Genomic DNA, 18,804 nt, shown 5'->3' with positions numbered 1-18,804 from the left:
GCCCCCACCAAGGGTGCCCCGCCCCCGACCTAGGCAACGCGGGCAACTCACGAACTCCCAGAACCAGAACCAGAACCAGAACCAGAACCAGAACCAGAACCAGAACCAGAACCAGAACCCCCTTCAAACACAACCCGCCCCCCAACCAAAGTCAACACCGACCCCAACCCCGCCACCTCGTCATCCGCCACCCTGAAGTAGTCCCCCGAAAGCACCGCCAGATCCGCAAGCATCCCCGGCTCCAAAGCCCCGCGCAGCCGCTGCTCCCCGGTGAACCAAGCGCTGCCGCCGGTGAACAGCCGCAGCGCCAGCGTGCGGTCCAGCCGGTCCTCCGGGCGCCATAGCTCCAGGCCGCCGAGGGTGGTGCCGGTGGTGAACCAGTGCAGCGCCTCCCAGGGGTTCGCCGAGGCCATCCATGTGCCGTCCGTGCCGCCGCCGACTGGGACGCCGCGGGTCAGCATCTCCAGCACCGGCTGTGCGTGGCGGGCTGCGTCGGGGCCGTAGCGGTTGAGGAATTGTTCGCCGCGGTAGGCCATTCGGTGTTGGACCGTGATGCCGCCGCCGAGTGCCGCTACCCGGTCGATGGTCTGCGGCTTGATGGTCTCGGCGTGTTCCACGGCCCAGCGGAGGCCGTCGAATGGGATGTCGCGGTTCACCTTCTCCAGTACGCCGAGGAAGCGGCTGATCGACTCGTCGTAGGTGGCGTGGAAGCTGAAGGGCCAGCGCCGCTCGACCAGCAGTCGTACCACCGGCTCCAGCTGGCGGCCCAGGTCGGGGGTGAGTTCCGGGCGGGGCTGGGCGAAGTTGGAGAAGTCGACGCCGTTCAGGGCCGGCGCCTCGCCGACGCCGTTGAACCACAGCAGGTCGTCGCCGCCGAGGTTCAGGCTGCCGACCATCGCGGCCAGCTCGTCGCGTTCCTCGCCGGGCTGGGACGCGATGACGTTCAGTGCCGTCCGTACGTTCAGCCGGTTCTGCGCCCGCAGCGTCCGCAGGGCGGCGTAGCAGTCCGGGAAGCCGGTCGCGCCGGCGTCGATCGCGCCGGTCACCCCCAGTGCGCTCAGCTCGTGCAGGAACCGGCGTGTGGAGTTCACCCGCTCGTCCGGGTCCAGCCGTGGCGCCCCGAGCAGGGCCAGGGCCAGGACCGCCGGGCTCGGGCGGGCGAGCAGCAGTCCGGTGGGGTAGCCTGCCGCGTCCCGCTGGATCTCGCTGCCGGGCGGGTCCGGCGTGCCCTTGGTGTAGCCCAGGGCCCGGACCGCGGCCCGGTTGAGGAACGCCGCGGTGTCCAGGAAGACCACCAGTACCGGCACGTCGGCGGACACCGACTCGATCTCGGCCAGGGTCGGCAGGCGGTGCTCGGCGAACTGGTCGGCGGACCAGCCGCCGACCACCTGGACCCACTGTCCGGGGGCGGCCCCGGCGGCGCGTACGGCGAGCAGGCGCAGCGCGTCGGCCAGCGAGGGCACGCCGTCCCAGCGCACCTGCGGGTTCCAGCTGTTACCGGCGTCGGCCAGGTGCAGGTGCGAGTCGTGCAGCCCGGGGACGACCACGCGGCCGGCCAGATCCCGCACCTCGGTGTCCGGCCCGAGCAGCGCCGCGGTCTCCCGGTCGTCGCCCACCACGGCGATCCGGGTGCCGGTCACGGCCACTGACGACACGACCGTGTCGGCGGCGTCCAGGGTGTGGATCCGCCCCGATCGAAGGATCAGGTCGGCGTGCCGGATCACCGGTATGTCGCTCATGGTTTGCACTCACCTGATCTCTCACGGAAAGTCGGGAACAGGCATCTCACGGATGGTAATCGAGCGGCTACCGACCCGCACGTTTGGACCGTGTGCGCATATCCGGAGGCCGCGTTTGCATCACGCTTGCGGGCGGCTCCGCCAGAACCTTCAAGGCTTCACTGATCTGCGTAACCCGTCCTCGAAACCAAGGAGCACCTGATGGCCGACGTGATTTTCGTCGGGATCACGATCGCCTTCTTCGGCCTGCTGGCCCTGATCGTCAAGGGGGTCGAGCGTCTTGAGCGCTGAGAACATCATCGGCCTGATCGTGTCGGTCCTGCTGGTCGGCTATCTCATAGCGGCCCTGATCCTCCCGGAGAAGTTCTGATGTCGGACACCTGGGCCGGCCTGCTCCAAGTCGCCGCCCTGGTCCTCCTGCTGGCCGTGTCCTACCGGCCATTGGGCGACTACATGGCGCACATTCTCACCACGAAGAAGCACTCTCGTGTTGAGAAGGTCCTGTACAAGACGATGGGCGTGGACCCCGAGGCGGACCAGACGTGGGGTACGTACCTGCGTTCGGTGTTCGCCATCTCCGCCGTCGGCGTGCTGCTGCTCTACACGCTCCTGCGGGTGCAGCACCACCTGATGATGGCGCTGGGCATGCCGAAGGTGAACGCGGACCTGGCCTACAACACGGCCGCCTCCTTCGTCACCAACACCAACTGGCAGAACTACTCCGGCGAGAACACGCTGGGCTACGTCGCGCAGGCGACGGGTCTGGCGGTGCAGAACTTCGTGTCGGCCTCCGTCGGCATCGCCGTGGTCGCGACCCTGATCCGCGGCTTCACGCGCAACCGCACCGACCGGCTGGGCAACTTCTGGGTGGACCTCACCCGGGTCCTGATCCGGCTGATGCTGCCGTTCTCCATCGTCTTCGCGGTGATCCTGGTCGCCTGCGGGACCGTGCAGTCGCTGGGCGACCACATGACCGTGGTGCACACGATCAACGGGAACCAGAGCCTGTACACCGGCGGTACCGCCAGCCAGGAGGTCATCAAGCTCCTGGGCACCAACGGCGGCGGCATCTTCAACGCCAACTCCTCGCACCCGTTCGAGAACCCCACGGCGTTCACGAACCTGATCGAGATCTACCTGCTGCTGGTCATCGGCTTCGCGCTGCCGCGCACCTTCGGCAAGATGGTCGGCTCGCACAAGCAGGGCTACACCATCGTGTCGGTCATGGCGATCATCTGGCTTGGTTCGCTGATCTTCTCGACCTTCTTCGAGGTCCACCACCACGGCATCAACCTGGCCGACGGCCACGCCGCGCTGGAGGGCAAGGAGTCCAGGTTCGGCATCCCGGCCTCGACCTTGTTCATGACCAGTACGACGCTGACCTCGACCGGCGCGGTCAACTCCTGGCACGATTCGTATTCGCCCTTCGGCGGCGGCGCGGCCATGTTCAACATGATGCTCGGCGAGATCGCGCCCGGCGGTACCGGATCGGGTCTGTACGGCATTCTGATTCTGGCCATCGTCACGGTGTTCATCGCGGGCCTGATGGTCGGCCGCACGCCGGAGTACCTGGGCAAGAAGATCCGTCCGACCGAGATGAAGTACGCGGCCCTGTACATCCTGACCACCCCGGCCGTGGTGTTGGTCTTCACCGGTCTGGCGATGGCGTTGAAGGGTGAGACCGCCTCGATCAGCAGCGGGAACCTGGGCCCGAACGGCAGTCCGTCGCCACACGGCTTCAGCGAGGTGTTGTACGCCTTCACCTCGATGTGCAACAACAACGGCTCGGCCTTCGGCGGCCTGTCCGGCAACACCCACTGGTGGAACACCGCCGGCGCGCTGGCGATGATGTTCGGCCGGTTCCTGCCGATGATCTGGGTCCTGGCCCTAGCCGGCTCGCTGGCCAAACAGAAGCCGGTGCCGGAGACCGAGGGCACGCTCAAGACCGCCTCGCCGCTGTTCGCGGGGATGCTGCTGGGCACGATTCTGCTGGTGGTCGGCCTCACCTACTTCCCGGCCCTGTCGCTCGGGCCGCTCGCTGAAGGACTGCACTGATGTCAAGCAACACTCTGACTGAAGCTGCCCCCGCACCGCGGGCCCCGCAGCAGAAGCCGGGCGGTGAACCGCATCGCGTGGGCGGTGGGTTCCTCGACCCGAAGATGCTCTGGAAGTCGCTTCCGGACGCGCTGAAGAAGCTCGACCCCCGGGTCATGATGAAGAACCCGGTGATGTTCGTCGTGGAGGTCGGCTCCGCGCTGACCACGTACGAGGCCATCACCAAGCCCTCGGTGTTCGCCTGGGTGATCACCGTCTGGCTGTGGCTGACCGTGGTCTTCGCCAACCTGGCCGAGGCGGTGGCCGAGGGCCGGGGCAAGGCGCAGGCCGCCACCCTGCGCAAGGCCAAGACCACGACCGTGGCCCGTAAGCTCGCGTCCTGGTCCCCGGGCAACTCCGGGGCCGAGTCCGAGGTCGCGGGCACCGAACTGACACTCGGCGACTTCGTGGTGGTCGAGGCCGGCCAGGTCATCCCCGGCGACGGCGACGTCGTGGAGGGAGTCGCCTCGGTTGACGAGTCGGCGATCACCGGCGAGTCGGCCCCGGTCATCCGGGAGTCCGGCGGCGACCGCTCGGCCGTCACCGGCGGCACCAAGGTGCTCTCCGACCGGATCGTCGTGAAGATCACGTCCAAGCCGGGCGAGACCTTCATCGACCGGATGATCAACCTGGTCGAGGGCGCGAACCGGCAGAAGACGCCGAACGAGCTGGCGCTGAACGTGCTGCTGGCCTCGCTGACCATCGTCTTCCTGCTCGCCGTCGTGACCCTGCAGCCGATGGCCACCTGGGCCGGGGCCGCACAGTCGCTGGTCGTCATGGTCTCGCTGCTGGTGGCGCTGATCCCGACCACGATCGGCGCGCTGCTGAGCGCGATCGGCATCGCCGGCATGGACCGGCTGGTGCAGCGCAACGTGCTGGCGATGTCCGGCCGCGCGGTCGAGGCCGCCGGCGACATCAACACCCTGCTGCTGGACAAGACCGGCACCATCACCCTGGGCAACCGCCAGGCCTCCGAGTTCGTCCCGGTCGCCGGGGTGGACAAGGACGCGCTGGCCGACGCCGCGCAGCTGTCCTCGCTGTCCGACGAGACGCCCGAGGGCCGCTCGATCGTGGTGCTGGCCAAGACCGCCTACGGGCTGCGCGAGCGGCACACCGGCGAGCTGACCGGCGCGGAGTTCGTGCCCTTCACGGCCCAGACCCGGATGTCCGGGGTGAACCTGGCCGACGGGCACGAGGTCCGCAAGGGCGCCGGCAGTGCGGTCATGAAATGGGTCCGCGACAACGGCGGGCACCCCACCGAAGAGGTCGGCCAACTGGTCGACGCCATCTCCGGGGCCGGCGGCACGCCGCTGGTGGTGGCCGAGAAGGCCCCCGGCCAGCCGGCCCGCACCCTGGGCGTCATCCACCTGAAGGACGTCGTCAAGGAAGGCATCCGCGAGCGGTTCGCCGAACTGCGGCAGATGGGCATCAAGACGGTCATGATCACGGGTGACAACCCGCTGACCGCCAAGGCCATCGCCGAGGAGGCCGGGGTCGACGACTTCCTGGCCGAGGCGACGCCCGAGGACAAGATGGCGCTGATCAAGAAGGAGCAGGAGGGCGGCAAGCTGGTCGCGATGACCGGCGACGGCACCAACGACGCCCCCGCGCTGGCCCAGGCGGACGTCGGCGTGGCCATGAACACCGGTACCTCGGCCGCGAAAGAGGCCGGGAACATGGTGGACCTGGACTCCAACCCGACCAAGCTGATCGAGATCGTGGAGATCGGCAAGCAGCTGCTGATCACCCGCGGTTCGCTGACCACCTTCTCCATCGCCAACGACGTCGCGAAGTACTTCGCGATCATCCCGGCCATGTTCTCGGTGGTCTACCCGGGCCTGCACGTGCTGAACATCATGGGCCTGCACTCGGCGAAGTCGGCGATCACCAGCGCCATCATCTTCAACGCGCTGATCATCATCGGCCTGATCCCGCTGGCACTGCGCGGTGTGCAGTACAAGCCGTCCTCGGCCTCGGCCCTGCTGCGGCGCAACCTGCTCATATACGGCGCCGGCGGCCTGGTCCTGCCCTTCATCGGCATCAAACTCATCGACCTGGTCATCCAGTTCATCCCCGGACTCCGGTAAGGGAGGAGGAATCATGTCTCGCATCTCCGCACCGTTGCGGCGGCACCTGGCGGCTGTCCGCGCCATGCTGATCTTCACAGTGATCCTGGGCATCGCCTACCCGTTGCTGGTCACCGGGATCGCGCAACTCGCCTTCAAGAACAAGGCCAACGGCTCGCTCATCAAGGACGCCTCCGGGCAGGTCGTGGCCTCCTCGCTGCTGTGCCAGCAGTACGTCGACAAGTCCGGCGCCGCCCTGCCGCAGTACTTCCAGGCCCGGCCGTCCGACGCCACCGACTCCTCCAACTCCAGCGACCCGGGGTGTGACTACTCCTACTCCGCCGGGTCCAACCTGGGCACCGACAGCGCCTCGCTGAAGAGCACCATCGAGGGCCGGATCGCCTCGTACGCCAAGGCGTACGACATCGACCCGACCAAGGTGCCCGAGGACGCGGTCACCGCCTCGGCCTCCGGCATGGACCCGGGCATCTCGGTGGAGAACGCCGACGACCAGGCGCCTTCCGTGGCCAAGGCCCGCGGCATCGACATGGCGACGGTGGACCAGCTGGTCAAGGACAACACCACCGGGCGCTCGCTGGGTTTCCTGGGCGAGAAGTACGTCAACGTGGTGACCCTGAACCTGGCACTGGACAAGGCCCATCCGGTCGCGGCGGCCAAGAGCTGAGGCCGGCCGGGTCCGGACCCGGCGCACCACGACACAGAAGACGGCGGGACCGGTACGCGCGGGGGCGTGCCGGTCCCGCTTCTTTCCTGCCCGAGATCCCCCCGGCGGGCGTTGATCCACCCACTAGAATCGGGGCAGGTGAGCCGGGAAGTCTGGTCGGCGCTTCATCCGCCCTTCCCTCAGGACTCCTGCCATGCGACTGGACTTCCGTTCCGAGTGGCGCCGCGAGGCGCTGCGCACCAACCTGTGGCTGGTGCCGATGCTGGAGGTCCTCGGCGCGGTCCTGCTGTTCGTCGGCACGGTCGCCATCGACCGCGCCGCCTACCACGGCGCCATCAAGCTGCCGTCCTGGGTGATCAGCGGCACCGCCGACGCCTCCCGGCAGATCCTCACCACCATCGCCGCGGCCGTCATCACCGTGATCGGTGTGGTGTTCTCGGTGGTGATCGTGGCCCTGACCCTGGCCTCGACCCAGTTCGGCCCGCGCATGCTGCGCAACTTCATGCGCGACCGCGGCACCCAGTGGACGCTGGGCACGTTCGTCGCGACGTTCGTCTACTCGATCCTCGCGCTGATCGCGATCAGCCCCGGACCGCACGGGGACTTCGTCCCGCACGTGTCCATCACCACGACGCTGGTGCTGGTGGTCCTGGACCTGGCCGTGTTGCTGTACTTCATCCACCACATCGCGGTGCAGATCCAGCTGCCGCAGGTGATCGCCTCGATCGCGGCCGACGTGCAGAAGGCGATCGCGGCCGAGGCCGCGCCGGACTCCGCCGGCCGCCCCGAGCGCGGGCTGTCGGCGAACGAGCTGTTGGCGCGGATGGCGCAGGAGCCGGGGGAGGTGAAGGCGACGGAGTCCGGCTACCTGCAGTACGTCCGGCACTCGACGCTGGTGCGGATCGCGACCTCCACCGACTCGGTGATCCACCTGCTGCAACGGCCGGGCCACTTCCTGGTCAACGGCCGCACGATGGCTGTGGTCTGGCCGGCCGACGCGGCGCCGAGCGTCGCGCGGGCGCTGCAACGCGCGCACCTGAGCGGGCCGTACCGGAGCCTGTCGCAGGACATCTCGTTCGGCATCGACCAGCTGGTCGAGATCGCCATCAGGGCCCTGTCGCCGGCGGTCAACGACACCTTCACCGCGCTCACCTGCATCGACTGGCTCGGCGACAGCCTGCGCGAGATCGCCCTGGGCTGGCACCCCGAGCAGGTGCACCGCGACGCGCAGGGCTACATCCGCGTCATCACCACCCAGACCACCTTCGACCGCCTGGTGCAGCGCGCCTTCGAGAAGGTCCGCCAGGCCGCCGCCGGGATGCCGGCGGTGATGATCCGCCAACTCGACGCCCTGACCGAGATCCTGGAGCAGGTGCCGCTGGCCGGGCAACGCAGGGTGTTGCTGGAACAGGCGGAGATGATCAGGACCCTGTGTCTGGAGACGGTGCCGGAGAAGGCGGACCGCGAGGACGTCCTGCGCCGTTACGACACCCTGGCGCGGCTCGCGGGCACCCTGCAAGCGTAGGCAATACAGGTTCCTCATTGTCCGCATACGCACCGCCTATGCACCGCATACGAACATTGCCCTGATGTAAAGACGGCGTTACGTTCGGCCTCTGAGCAACTTCTAAGGAGGCGCCATGGACGTCGTTCTCCCGGCCTTCGCCTGGCTCTGCCTGGCCGCACTGATCGTGCTGAGCCCCCGGGTCGGCCCGCACCGCGTACGACGGCAGGCGGCCGACGTCGCCGCCGGACTCCGGACGCGGCACGCATTCACCGACGCACCCGACATCGAGCACGTCTGGCCGACCACCGAGCCGCCCTGCCACTACGGCACCCGCCACACCATCACCGACGCGGTCACCGGCTCCATCGACGGGCTACCGGTCACCTCGGCCACGTACACCTGCCACTACAACGGCTCGACGCACCTGTACGGGCTCATCGCCATCACCCTCCCCGACCCCGCCGAACGCCTGGAGATACGGCACGGCGCGGTGTTCGAGTCGGCGTGGGTCCTCGATACGCCGCCGGACGGAGCCACCCACGCCGGTAGCCACGCTTTCGACGAGCAGTACGAGCTGTACTTCCCGGACCGTGCCGACGGAGCGATGGGCCTGCTGCGCGAGGACGGCATCAGCGCGATGGTGCAGGCGCCGGACAAGTTCAGCCTTCGCGCTGCCGACCGCCGGTTGTCGCTGTGGCGGCGAGACGGATGGTCGGGCGACGTGGCGGTCCTCGCCGCGGTGCGCGCTGGCGTGGGCGTGGTCTCGGCGGTGCGGTTGGTGGGCTGAGGGCTCATCCCACCAGGACCATCGCCACCACAGCCCCCACGAAAGCCACCACCCCCGCCGCCACGAAAGCCACATCCACCCGCCGGCCCCGCGACCCGTGCACCACCACCTGTGCCGGGTCCGCGGGGTCGTAGTGCACCAGTACCGCCTCGCCGGTCAGCCGGCGGGGCGAGAACACCTCGACCGGGCGGCCGTCCTCGGTGGTGAACGTCAGGATGGGGCGGTAGCCGTCGGGGGAGTCGTCGGGGCCGAGCGGGCGATCGACTATCCGGGCGAAAACGGATACGCCGTCGGCCAGGACGTGGCGGCGCCAGCGTAGATCCATGGCGCCGGCCAGGACGGCGATCAGGCCGCCTAGCAGCAGGACACAGCCGAGGACCAGCATGGCATCCACGGTAGCCCGGCACAGGCCTGGACGTCGCGCAACGCAAGCGGGATGCAAACAACTCCTGACCGTTTCGTCCCTCCTGTGGGTGTCAAGGTAGAGACGAACGTCCACGTCACACGTCTCGAGGGGAACGCCAGTGACAACAGGAGGCTCCGGCCGCGAAGCGCTAGCGGCGGACGACCCGCTGGCCCCGGCTCGGGCGGCCGAGCAGGAGCACGACCGGCTCACCGTCTCGCAGGGCCTGGCCGCGCTGTCACTGGACGCGCTGGCCTCCGTCGCCTACGGCCCCGAAGCGATCGTCGTGGTCCTGGCCGTGGCCGGGGCGCACGGCCTGGGCTTCACCCTTCCGGTCACCCTCGCCATCGCCGGGCTCCTGGGCTTCCTCACGTTCTCCTACCGCCAGGTGATCGCGGCCTTCCCCGAGGGCGGTGGCGCCTACGCGGTGGCCGGCAAGTACCTGGGCAAGAACGTGGCCCTGGTCGCGGCGGCGAGCCTGATCATCGACTACGTCCTGAACGTCGCCGTGTCGGTCTCGGCCGGCGTCGCCGCTTTGACCAGCGCCTACCCCTCCCTCTACGGCGACCGCGTCTGGCTGTGCCTGGCCGTCCTGCTCCTGATCACCGGCATCAATCTGCGCGGGGTGGCGGAGTCGGCGAAGGCCTTCATCGTGCCGACCGTCCTGTTCATCGTCGCGATCTTCGCGGTGATCCTGTTCGGTCTGTTCCGCTCGCACCCGGCGACCGCGCCGAGCGGTCACGTGGTGGCGGCGGCGAGCGCGGAGAATGTCGGGGTCCTGCTGCTCCTCAAGGCGTTCGCGTCCGGGTGTAGCGCGCTGACCGGCGTCGAGGCCATCGCCAACGCCGTCCCGACGTTCCGCAAGCCCCGGGTCAAGCGCGCGCAGCGCACGGAGTCCGCGCTCGGCGCGCTGCTGGGCCTGATGCTGATCGGCCTGGCGCTCCTGATCCGCAAGTTCCACGTCGCCCCGGACTCCTCCAAGACCGTCCTGGCCCAGCTCACCGATGCCGCCCTCGGCCACAACGCGGCCTTCTTCGGGGTCCAGTTCGTCACCATGATCCTGCTGGCCCTGGCCGCCAACACCTCCTTCGGCGGCATGCCGGTCCTGACCAGCCTGCTGGCCCGCGACAACTACGCCCCGCACGTCTTCGCCCTGCGGGCGGACCGCCAGGTCTACCGCTGGGGCGTGCTGATCCTGGCCGGGCTGGCGGCGATCCTGCTGGCGGTGGCCAAGGGCGACACCCAGACCCTGGTGCCGGTCTTCGCGATCGGGGTGTTCATCGGCTTCACCATCTCCCAGTTCGGCATGGTGCGGCACTGGCGGCGGGAGCGGAGTCCGGGGTGGCGCGGCCGGGCGGTGATCAACGGCACCGGCGCGGTGCTGACGTTCGCCGCGCTGGTGATCGAGCTGATCTCGAAGTTCACCGAGGGCGGCTGGCTGGTCGTGGTGATCGTGCCGCTGCTGGTCCTGGGCATGCTGCGGGTGCACACCGCGTACCGGATCGTCGGCGAGGTCCTGGGCCTGGGCCACAAGCCCGAGCCGGCCGTGGAGCAGCAGGTGCTGGTGGTGGTGCCGGTCGGCGCGGTGTCCCGGCTGACCCAGGAGGCGATGTCCGCGGCCCTGTCGCTCGGCGACGGCGTGATCGCGGTGACCGTGCGCTACAGCGACGAGGACGACGCCGCCGAGTGCGCCCGTTTGCAGGCCGAGTGGAACGCCTGGCAGCCGGACGTGCCGCTGGAAGTCCTCACCACGCACAAGCGCTCGCTGACCCGGCCGATGGTCGACTACCTGAACCGGTTGGCGATCTCCGCTCCGGCCTCGCCCGGCGGCTTCGAGCGCATCATGGTCCTGATTCCCGAGGTGGAGCCGCGCCGGGCCTGGCACCGGCTGCTGCACAACCAGCGCGGAGTCGTGCTGGACCGGGCGATCCGGCGGCATACCGAGGCGATCGTGTGCCGCATGCGCTTCCACATCAAGGGGTGGTGAGCCATGCGACGGCGACCGGCCTGGTTGAATGGGTGCCGGACGGCCCGCTGCGCCGGGCCGCAGCGCGCGGTGGCCATTTGCATCGAGCCGGCCGGCGTTTGCATCGCGCGAGCATGCCCCCCGGGTGGCGCGACCGGACTGTTGACTTGTCACAAGTGCCCGACTTCTGACGAGAACCGAGGGAGCCAGTGACCCGCATCCTGGTCGTCGACGACGAGCCGCAGATCCTGCGCGCCCTTCGTATCAACCTGAAGTCCCGGACCTACGAGGTCGAGACGGCGGCCAACGGCGTCGACGCGCTGGCCTGCGCGGCCCGCCGGCTGCCCGACGCGGTCCTGCTGGACCTGGGCCTGCCGGACATGGACGGGGTCGAGGTGATACTGGGCCTGCGCGGCTGGACCACGGTGCCCATCGTGGTGCTGTCCGGCCGGGCCGACCCGCAAGAGAAGATCCACGCGCTCGACGCCGGTGCCGACGACTACGTGACCAAGCCGTTCGCCATGGAGGAACTGCTGGCCCGGCTGCGGGCGGTGATCCGGCGGCACCAGCAGGCCAACGCCGGCTCGGCCGGCGCCGAGACCAGCTCGGTGCGGCTGGGCAGCTGCGACATCGACCTGGTGGCGCACAGCGTCAGCCGTGCGGGCGAGCCGGTGCGGCTGACCCGTACCGAGTGGGCCCTGCTGGAGATCCTGCTCCGGCACCCCGGCCAGTTGGTGAGCACCGCACGGCTGCTCGCCGACGTGTGGGGGAACAGCCACAGCGGCGAGGCCGGATACCTGCGGTTCCACATGGCGCGGCTGCGGCGCAAGCTTGAGGACGACCCGCAGACCCCGCGGCACTTGATGACGGAGTACGGGACCGGGTATCGATTCGTGCCCTGACATTCGTGCCCTGGCATACGTTCCTTGGCGCACGTTCCCTGCCGCACGTTACCTGGCATACTCCGAATCCCGCTGCACCTGCCCGAACGGTGTGGTGCGGTGCGGTGCGGTGCGGTGCGCGAGTCTGCCAGGCGTTCAAGCACCTCACTAGTACTGGAAGAGTACTTCCGGATTGTTCGGCGAGGGGCCGTCCAGCAGCGGACTGGGGATCCCCTTCAGCGTCTGGTCGAAGAACGCTGTCACGTACTCGCGGGTGATCACCACCCCGCGTTCCGGGGACAGGGGCGGCGTCGGGAACCCGGCCTCCCGCAGAAGCAGGTCCAAGTCGGTGAAGCTGGTGTGGTCGGCGCCGGCGACCGTCAGCCACTTCTTGTAGCCGCCGAGGGTGGCCCAGGCCTGACCCCACGTGGCGTCGTCGCCGCCGACCGGGTGGTTGGCGGCCGCACCCAGCATGAGGAACGGCCGGTTGATCTGGCCGGGCATCGGGGCCGGGTGGAAGGCGCCGTCCATGTTCACTCCGGCCCGTACTCGCGGGTCGGCGATCATCGTGGCGGCGGCCGCCGCGCCGCCGATGGAGTGTCCGGCCATGCCGATCTCGTGCTTGTCGATGAGGTGTGCCAGGCGCCACGCGGTATTGCCATGCGTCAACTGGTCGATCACGAAGGACACGTCCAGTGCGCGGCTGGCGGCGACGGAGTCGAAGTCGAGCGCCGGGTCATCGCAGATCGCGCACGTCGACGTCTGGCCGTTCGCCAGCGTCTCGCCGCTGTCCTCGTAGGTGTGGCCGACGAGCGCGACGACGTAGCCGTGACTGGCCAGGTCGGTCGCGAGCGAGGTGAGCACCATGCGCGGGTCCTCGAACCCGGGGGAGAGGACCACCAGCGGATACTTGCCGCTCCGCGGCCGCGCGCCGTCGAAGGCGTGAGTGGTGACGCTGGAAAGGTTCTGTGCGGTGACGCCGGAGCTCGCCGGCAGCTTCCGGTGCTGGATGGCTCCGGCTGCCTCGGCGAGGGTCATATAAGGGGCCGGAGTCCCGGTCCCGGGGACGGCCGGGTAGACCATCGTGACGGTCAGTTGGCGGGGGCCGGATGACGGCACCCACGGGTCGGGACGGCTCGCGTCGGTGAGGTGGATGACGTCCTCGCCGGCGGCGTAGCGGCCGGTCGGCGCGGGGAGCGTGCCTTGGAAGGACCGCGTGAGCGCGGTGGCCGTGGCCGGTGCGGTGCCGAACGCGTGCGTGGCCACCGGTGCGGCCGACGGTGTGGTCGTGGCGGCGAACCCGGCGCCGGTTCCGGTGACGAGGGCGGCGAGTGCCACCACCGCGACAGCGCTGATACGGCGATTGCGTTTCATGGTATCGACGCTAGATTCCGCGGATCCGCATCGAATCAGCCCGTGGATGTAAACATTCTGGTGTCGTTCGTAGCCTCCACGAGGTACCGGAGTCACCCGCCGGGAGTATGTCGAACACGACGCCAAGCCCTACCGCCGGACCTACGACGGCAGCCCCTCAAGGCCGCATGAACCCATGAACCCATGAACCCCCGGAGGATCAGCGCGACGCTGCACTAGTCTGAGTCGATGTGCGTCAATCCTGGATTCTGATCGTCCTGGGCCTGCTGCTAGTCGGGGGAGCGGCGTACATCGGCCTGGCCGACACCCACCTCGACATCGCGATGGGCTTCAGCGGTGACACCGTGGCCCGGATCCGCGTCGACTGCGGGTCCCCGCTGTTCCGCCGCTATCCGCTGCCCGCCGGGCTCGGCTACACCGGCAAGGGCCCGTGCGCGTCGAGCCCGAAGCTGACCCGCGAGCTGATCGGCGCGGCCCTGGCCGGCGCGGCCGGGCTCGGGTGTCTGGTGATGGCGGTGACCGGGTTCGCGCGGCGGCCCGATCCAGCGTCGGCATAGCGTTTGCGTTCGCGTGGTAGTCGCATGCATTGCGTGAGTTTCCTTTCCACCTGCGCGGATGCGGCGCTGCACTGGAAACGTGAGAGAACCAGCCAGCATCACCACGTCGCTGATCGCCGCCTTCACCGGCGCGATCGCCCTGACCGTCGTCCTCGCCGCGACCGGCGGGACCCACCGCCCCGGTGTCGACCTGGTCGCGTATGCGGCACTGGCGGCGGCCACCGGGGCCTGGGGACGCGTCCCGGCGATCCCGCTCACCAGCGTCATGTACTGGCTCTTCTACGCCGGCTTCCTGGTCGGCCGGCACGGGACCGTGCAGTGGCACGGCGCGATCGACGGCTGGCGGCTGGCGATGATCGCCGCGGCCGGGCTCGGCGCCGCGTTCGTGGCCTGGATCTGGCGGCTGGTGAACCCGACGCCGGTGGCCGGACTCCGGGTCCCGGACTCCCCGGCCGAGCTGTTCGACCCGGACCTGCCCGCCGCGCCGGTGCCGCACCGCGGCTAGCGGGACTCGCACCTGACGTGCCGTGACGTGAGGTGGCGTGACGTGAGGTGAGGTGGCACCGCGAGCAGCGGCGACGTTGCATGGGGCTTAAGCGTTTCCCCGACGCCGGATCGGTGCCAAGGTGGGGCTCCGGCCGGCCGCGAGCGTCGGCCCTTCGGGAGGGGAACCCATGCTCCGCCACAGGTGGGCGCCGCTTTTAGCGTGCGCGATCGCGGTCTCGACGTCGGCTTGTCAGTCCACTGCTTCGGGTTCGGCCTCGGCGCCGGCGCCGGCGCCGGCGAGCGTTTCGCAGAAGGCGAGCACGTCGGCCGCACCGACCACAGCTCAGCTGCCTGCGGCCGCATCGCATTCAGCCGCATCGCCCACGGCTTCGTCGCACACAGCTCCATCGCACTCAACTCCATCGCACACCGCCACGGAGCCCGCGAAGAAGCCGTCGCCCTCGGTGCGGGCCGTCGTACCGACGAGTCCGGCCCGCACGACGCATTCGGCGAGCCCCACCACGGCCGCCCCGCCCGCGCCGTCCAAGAGCGTCGCCGACTGCATCCACCACGCGACCATCGACAAGGGCACGGCCCGCTGCGGTGCGGGCGAGCCGCACCCGAGCGGCGCCATGGCGTTGTGCCATGACGGCAGCTACAGCTACAGCACGTCGCCGGACGGCACGTGCTCGTCCCACAAGGGCGTCGAAATCTGGTACTACTGACCGGCCCCGGGGAGCTGCCTGGTCCCGACTACGGCAGCACCGCCACGATCTCCGCGATCGGCCGCCGCTTCCCGGTGTAGAACGGCACCTCCAGGCGCACGTGCCGTCGGGTCTCCGAACCGCGCAGGTGGCGCATCAGGTCCACGATCCGGTCCAGCTCGTCGGCCTCGAAGGCGAGGATCCACTCGTAGTCGCCGAGCGCGAACGACGGCACCGTGTTCGCCCGCACGTCCGGGTACTCCCGCGACATCATCCCGTGCTCGGCCAGCAGCCGGCGGCGCTCGGTGTCCTCCAGCAGGTACCACTCGTAGCCGCGGACGAACGGGTAGACCGCGATGTAGCCACGCGGCGTCTCGTCGGCGACGAAGGCCGGGACGTGGCTCTTGTTGAACTCCGCCGGGCGGTGCAGCGCCATCTGCGACCAGACCGGCTCGGTCAGGCGGCCCAGGCCCGTGCGGCGGAAGCGGTGGTAGGCGTCCTGCAGTGCCTCGGAGGTCTCGGCGTGCAGCCAGAACATGAAGTCGGCGTCGTGCCGCAGGCCGGCCACGTCATAGGTGCCGCGCACCACCACGTCGTCCTTGGCCAGCGCCGCGAACAGGGTCTCCACCTCGGCCGCGAGGTCCGCGCGGGCGTCGTCGGAGGCCGGCAGGTCCGCGCGCATCTTGAACACGGTCCACATCGCGTAGCGGGTGACCTCGTTCAGCTCCACCGCGCGCTTGCCGATGCGGACGTTGCTGGTGACGCCGGCCGGGCGCTCGTTCTGGGTTTCGTTGCCGCTGTCGCTCATGTCGCCATTCTTCCTTATGGGTGTTCCGGGTTGGTGTGCGCCCCAGTACCGATCGCTCCGGTACCGATCGCCCCGGTACCGATCGCCCCGGTACTGATTTCGCCGGCGGCCCGCAGCGCCGAGGCGACACACGCCGCGATCCCGACGCCGTCGTACGCCGCCCCGCAGACCGCCAGGCCCGGCTGCGCCGCGACCGCCGAGCGGATCCGCTCGACGCGCGCCACGTGCCCGACCGCGTACTGCGGCAGTCCGCCGCCCCAGCGCTGGACGTAGCGGTCGACGGGGTCGCCGAGCGCGTCCGGACCGAGCGCGGTGCGCAGATCGGCCAGCGCCAGCGCCGCGAGTTCGGTGTCCTCACGCTGCAAGTCGGCGGTCTCGCGGTGTCGGCCGACCGATGCGCGGACCACGGTCTTGCCGGAGGCGGCCAGCCACGACCACTTGACGCTGGAGAAGGTGGAAGCCTTGATGAACCGGCCGTCGGCCGGCGGGACGAGGAAGCCGCTGCCGGCCGGGAGCGCGGCGTCGTCGAACACGAAGGTCGCCAGCGCGACCGAGGCGTATGCGATCCCGGCGAGCTCGGTCGCCGCCGCCGGGGCCGCGTCCTTCAGCAGCCGGGCGGCGGGTGCGCCGGGGACCGCGACGATCACCGCGTCGAATTCGTGCGCCCGGGCCGCCGGGACCGGGCCGCAGACCAGCCGCCAGCCCCCGGCGGTGCGACTCAGTTCCCTGACCATCGTCTCGCGGTGGACGGTGACGCCCGCGCTTTCGCAGGACTCTGTCAGCGCCGCCGGGAAGCGTCCGACGCCGCCCCGGATACCGGCGAACACCGGCTTCGGATCGGCCGCGCCGGCCTGCGCGGCCAGGATCTTCGACACCGCCTCGTCCAGCGGCTCGCCCGATTCGTAGGCGGGCACCAGTGCCGGGATCGCGGCCCGCAGGGAGATCTCGTCGGCGTGGCCCGCGTAGACCCCGCCGAGCAGCGGCTCGACCAGCCGGTCCACCACTTCGCGGCCGAAGCGCTCGGCGACGAAGCCGCCGACCGCGACGTCGTCGGTCTCGGCCTCGACCCGCAGCAGGGAGCGGGGCGGCAGGGTCGGTCCGGCCTCGGCGCGCTTGAGCCCGGCCGCCGACAACAGGCCGGCCAGGACGCGCGGATCGCCGGGGACGCCCATCAGGTGGCCCCTGGGCATCGGCACCAGCTCGCCGCGGTTCCAGATCGAGGCCGAAGCGGTCGCCGGATGCACGATGTCGTCGGCCAGGCCCACGGCCCGGGCCAGATCCACGGCCTCCGGGCGGCGGTTCAGGATCGACTCGGCGCCGAGGTCCACCCGCACGCCGCCGACCTCGGCGACGGCCAGCTTGCCGCCCAGGCGCGGGGAACCTTCGAACACCGTCACGGTGGCGTCGGGCAGAGCCTGCTTGGCGTACCAGGCCGCGGCCAGGCCCGAGATGCCGCCGCCGATCACCGCGACCGAGCGCGGGCGCCGGCTCGGCGCCGGACCCGACGCGCTCGCCGAGGTGTCCATGCCGGCCGGACCGGTCGAACCCGACACCCTCGCCAGGGTGTCCGGGCCGCCCGGACCGGTCGAATCCTGACCCGTCGAACCCTGAGACGCCGCCCGCTCCGAACCCATCGCAGCCCCCTGTGTCGCGCCCACCGCCGTGGCCTTTCCTGCGCCGTCGCCCGTCAGCGCGCCGAAACCTCGTGGACCAGCTCGACGACCCGGGTCAGCCGGTCCGGATCCATGTCCGGCGTCACCCCGTGGCCCAGGTTGAAGATGTGCCCCGGGGTCTTCGCGCCGTCGGCGAGGACTTCCCGCACCTTGGCCTCGATCACCGGCCACGGCGCGAACATCACCGCCGGGTCCAGGTTGCCCTGCACCGCGTAGTCCGGGCCGATGCGGCGCGAGGCCTCGTCCAGCGGCACCCGCCAGTCCACCCCGACCACGTCCGCACCCGCGGCGGCCATCAGCGGCAGCAGCTCGCCGGTGCCGACGCCGAAGTGGATGCGCGGCACGCCGAGGTCGGCGACCGACGCCAGCACCTTCGTGCTGTGCGGCAGCACGTAGCGCTCGTAGTCGCGCGGCGCCAGCGCCCCGGCCCAGGAGTCGAACAGCTGCACCACGCTCGCGCCGGCCCCGATCTGCACCCGCAGGAAGGCCGCGGTCAGGTCGGCCAGGCGGTCCAGCAGCTCGGCGAACAGCTCCGGCGCGCCGAGCATCATCGCCTTGGTCTTCTCGTGGTTCTTCGACGGGCCGCCCTCGATGAGGTAGCTGGCGACCGTGAACGGCGCGCCGCCGAAGCCGATCAGCGGGGTCGGGCCCAGCTCGCCGACCAGCTGCCGCACCGCCTCGGAGATGGCGGCCAGGTCCGTCTCCGGGTCCACCGGCCGGATCTGGTCCAGCCCGGACGCGTCGCGGACCGGGTTCGCGAGCACCGGGCCGACGTTCGGCACGAGCTCCACGTCCACGCCGATCGCCTTGAGCGGCACCACGATGTCGCTGTAGAAGACGGCCGCGTCCACGCCGTACCGGCGTACCGGCTGCAGGGTGATCTCGGTCACCAGGTCGGGGCGCATACAGGCGTCCAGCATCGGGATCCCGGTGCGCACCTTCCTGTACTCCGGCAGCGCGCGCCCGGCCTGGCGCATGAACCACACCGGTGTACGGCGGACCGGCTCGCGGCGTGCGGCGCGCAGGAGGTCGCTGTCCTGGACCGGGTCCAGGGGCGCGTCCGGCGCGGTCTCG

17 protein-coding genes are annotated in these 18,804 nt (G+C 70.1%); 11 read left to right on the top strand and 6 right to left on the bottom strand.

Going from position 1 to position 18,804, the window contains the following annotated elements; genetic code table 11:
* Window positions 1-47: 47 nt before the first annotated feature.
* Window positions 48-1,739 (bottom strand): amidohydrolase, encoded by a 1,692-nt coding sequence (locus KGQ19_RS29005; RefSeq protein ID WP_212014665.1) that lies wholly within the window; start codon window positions 1,737-1,739, stop codon window positions 48-50.
* Window positions 1,740-2,019: 280 nt separating this feature from the next.
* On the opposite strand from KGQ19_RS29005, the gene kdpF reads away from it, so the two are divergent.
* The 6 genes from kdpF (at window position 2,020) to KGQ19_RS28975 (ending at window position 8,878) form a co-directional block, all read left to right on the top strand.
* Complete coding sequence (gene kdpF / locus KGQ19_RS29000) at window positions 2,020-2,109, top strand: K(+)-transporting ATPase subunit F (RefSeq protein WP_194899130.1); 90 nt, start codon at window positions 2,020-2,022, stop codon at window positions 2,107-2,109.
* Complete coding sequence (gene kdpA, locus KGQ19_RS28995) at window positions 2,109-3,794, top strand: potassium-transporting ATPase subunit KdpA (protein ID WP_212014663.1); 1,686 nt, start codon at window positions 2,109-2,111, stop codon at window positions 3,792-3,794. Before kdpF ends, kdpA begins: the two co-directional genes overlap by 1 nt.
* Window positions 3,794-5,920, top strand: a complete 2,127-nt coding sequence (gene kdpB, locus KGQ19_RS28990; RefSeq protein ID WP_212014661.1) for a potassium-transporting ATPase subunit KdpB — start codon at window positions 3,794-3,796, stop codon at window positions 5,918-5,920. The genes kdpA and kdpB overlap by 1 nt, the downstream gene beginning before the upstream one ends.
* Window positions 5,921-5,933: 13 nt before the next feature.
* The gene (kdpC, locus tag KGQ19_RS28985; protein WP_212014660.1) at window positions 5,934-6,584 is read left to right on the top strand and encodes a K(+)-transporting ATPase subunit C; all 651 of its coding nucleotides are present in this window, start codon (window positions 5,934-5,936) and stop codon (window positions 6,582-6,584) included.
* 193 nt (window positions 6,585-6,777) lie between these two features.
* Complete coding sequence (locus KGQ19_RS28980; protein WP_212014658.1) at window positions 6,778-8,109, top strand: DUF2254 domain-containing protein; 1,332 nt, start codon at window positions 6,778-6,780, stop codon at window positions 8,107-8,109.
* 115 nt (window positions 8,110-8,224) lie between these two features.
* Window positions 8,225-8,878 (top strand): hypothetical protein, encoded by a 654-nt coding sequence (locus KGQ19_RS28975; protein WP_212014656.1) that lies wholly within the window; start codon window positions 8,225-8,227, stop codon window positions 8,876-8,878.
* A 4-nt stretch (window positions 8,879-8,882) separates the two neighbouring features.
* Here KGQ19_RS28975 and KGQ19_RS28970 read toward each other — a convergent pair whose 3' ends face one another.
* On the bottom strand, window positions 8,883-9,263 hold the full coding sequence (locus tag KGQ19_RS28970) for a DUF3592 domain-containing protein (protein ID WP_212014654.1): 381 nt from the start codon (window positions 9,261-9,263) through the stop codon (window positions 8,883-8,885).
* Between the two features lie 139 nt (window positions 9,264-9,402).
* On the opposite strand from KGQ19_RS28970, the gene KGQ19_RS28965 reads away from it, so the two are divergent.
* On the top strand, window positions 9,403-11,268 hold the full coding sequence (locus KGQ19_RS28965; RefSeq protein WP_212014652.1) for an APC family permease: 1,866 nt from the start codon (window positions 9,403-9,405) through the stop codon (window positions 11,266-11,268).
* Window positions 11,269-11,456: 188 nt separating this feature from the next.
* Window positions 11,457-12,149 (top strand): response regulator, encoded by a 693-nt coding sequence (locus KGQ19_RS28960; RefSeq protein WP_212014643.1) that lies wholly within the window; start codon window positions 11,457-11,459, stop codon window positions 12,147-12,149.
* Window positions 12,150-12,296: 147 nt separating this feature from the next.
* On the opposite strand, the gene KGQ19_RS28955 is transcribed toward KGQ19_RS28960, so the two are convergent.
* Entirely contained in the window at window positions 12,297-13,502 is a 1,206-nt protein-coding gene (locus KGQ19_RS28955) for an alpha/beta hydrolase family protein (RefSeq protein WP_212014641.1), read from the bottom strand.
* A 230-nt stretch (window positions 13,503-13,732) separates the two neighbouring features.
* Between KGQ19_RS28955 and KGQ19_RS28950 the strand changes: the two genes are divergently transcribed.
* From KGQ19_RS28950 to KGQ19_RS52120, 3 genes are all read left to right on the top strand, one after another.
* On the top strand, window positions 13,733-14,059 hold the full coding sequence (locus KGQ19_RS28950; RefSeq protein WP_212014639.1) for a hypothetical protein: 327 nt from the start codon (window positions 13,733-13,735) through the stop codon (window positions 14,057-14,059).
* Window positions 14,060-14,138: 79 nt separating this feature from the next.
* On the top strand, window positions 14,139-14,564 hold the full coding sequence (locus KGQ19_RS28945) for a hypothetical protein (RefSeq protein WP_212014637.1): 426 nt from the start codon (window positions 14,139-14,141) through the stop codon (window positions 14,562-14,564).
* A 445-nt stretch (window positions 14,565-15,009) separates the two neighbouring features.
* The gene (locus KGQ19_RS52120) at window positions 15,010-15,270 is read left to right on the top strand and encodes a DUF3761 domain-containing protein (protein WP_212014635.1); all 261 of its coding nucleotides are present in this window, start codon (window positions 15,010-15,012) and stop codon (window positions 15,268-15,270) included.
* Window positions 15,271-15,298: 28 nt separating this feature from the next.
* On the opposite strand, the gene hemQ is transcribed toward KGQ19_RS52120, so the two are convergent.
* The 3 genes from hemQ to hemE form a co-directional block, all read right to left on the bottom strand.
* Window positions 15,299-16,057 carry a hydrogen peroxide-dependent heme synthase gene (hemQ, locus tag KGQ19_RS28935; protein ID WP_212014633.1) on the bottom strand — a complete coding sequence of 253 codons (759 nt, stop codon included), beginning with the start codon at window positions 16,055-16,057 and terminating at the stop codon, window positions 15,299-15,301.
* 14 nt (window positions 16,058-16,071) lie between these two features.
* Window positions 16,072-17,583: a protoporphyrinogen oxidase gene (gene hemG, locus KGQ19_RS28930; RefSeq protein ID WP_212014671.1), complete on the bottom strand. Its 1,512-nt coding sequence runs from the start codon at window positions 17,581-17,583 to the stop codon at window positions 16,072-16,074.
* A 161-nt stretch (window positions 17,584-17,744) separates the two neighbouring features.
* A complete protein-coding gene (gene hemE / locus KGQ19_RS28925; protein WP_368862176.1) occupies window positions 17,745-18,782 on the bottom strand; it encodes a uroporphyrinogen decarboxylase in 1,038 nt (345 codons plus the stop codon).
* Window positions 18,783-18,804: the final 22 nt, after the last annotated feature.

This window comes from Catenulispora pinistramenti, from assembly GCF_018274385.1.
Lineage (GTDB): Bacteria > Actinomycetota > Actinomycetes > Streptomycetales > Catenulisporaceae > Catenulispora > Catenulispora pinistramenti.
The sequence above is the reverse complement of the archived record's forward strand: the minus strand, read 5'-3'. Positions and strand labels throughout refer to the sequence as shown.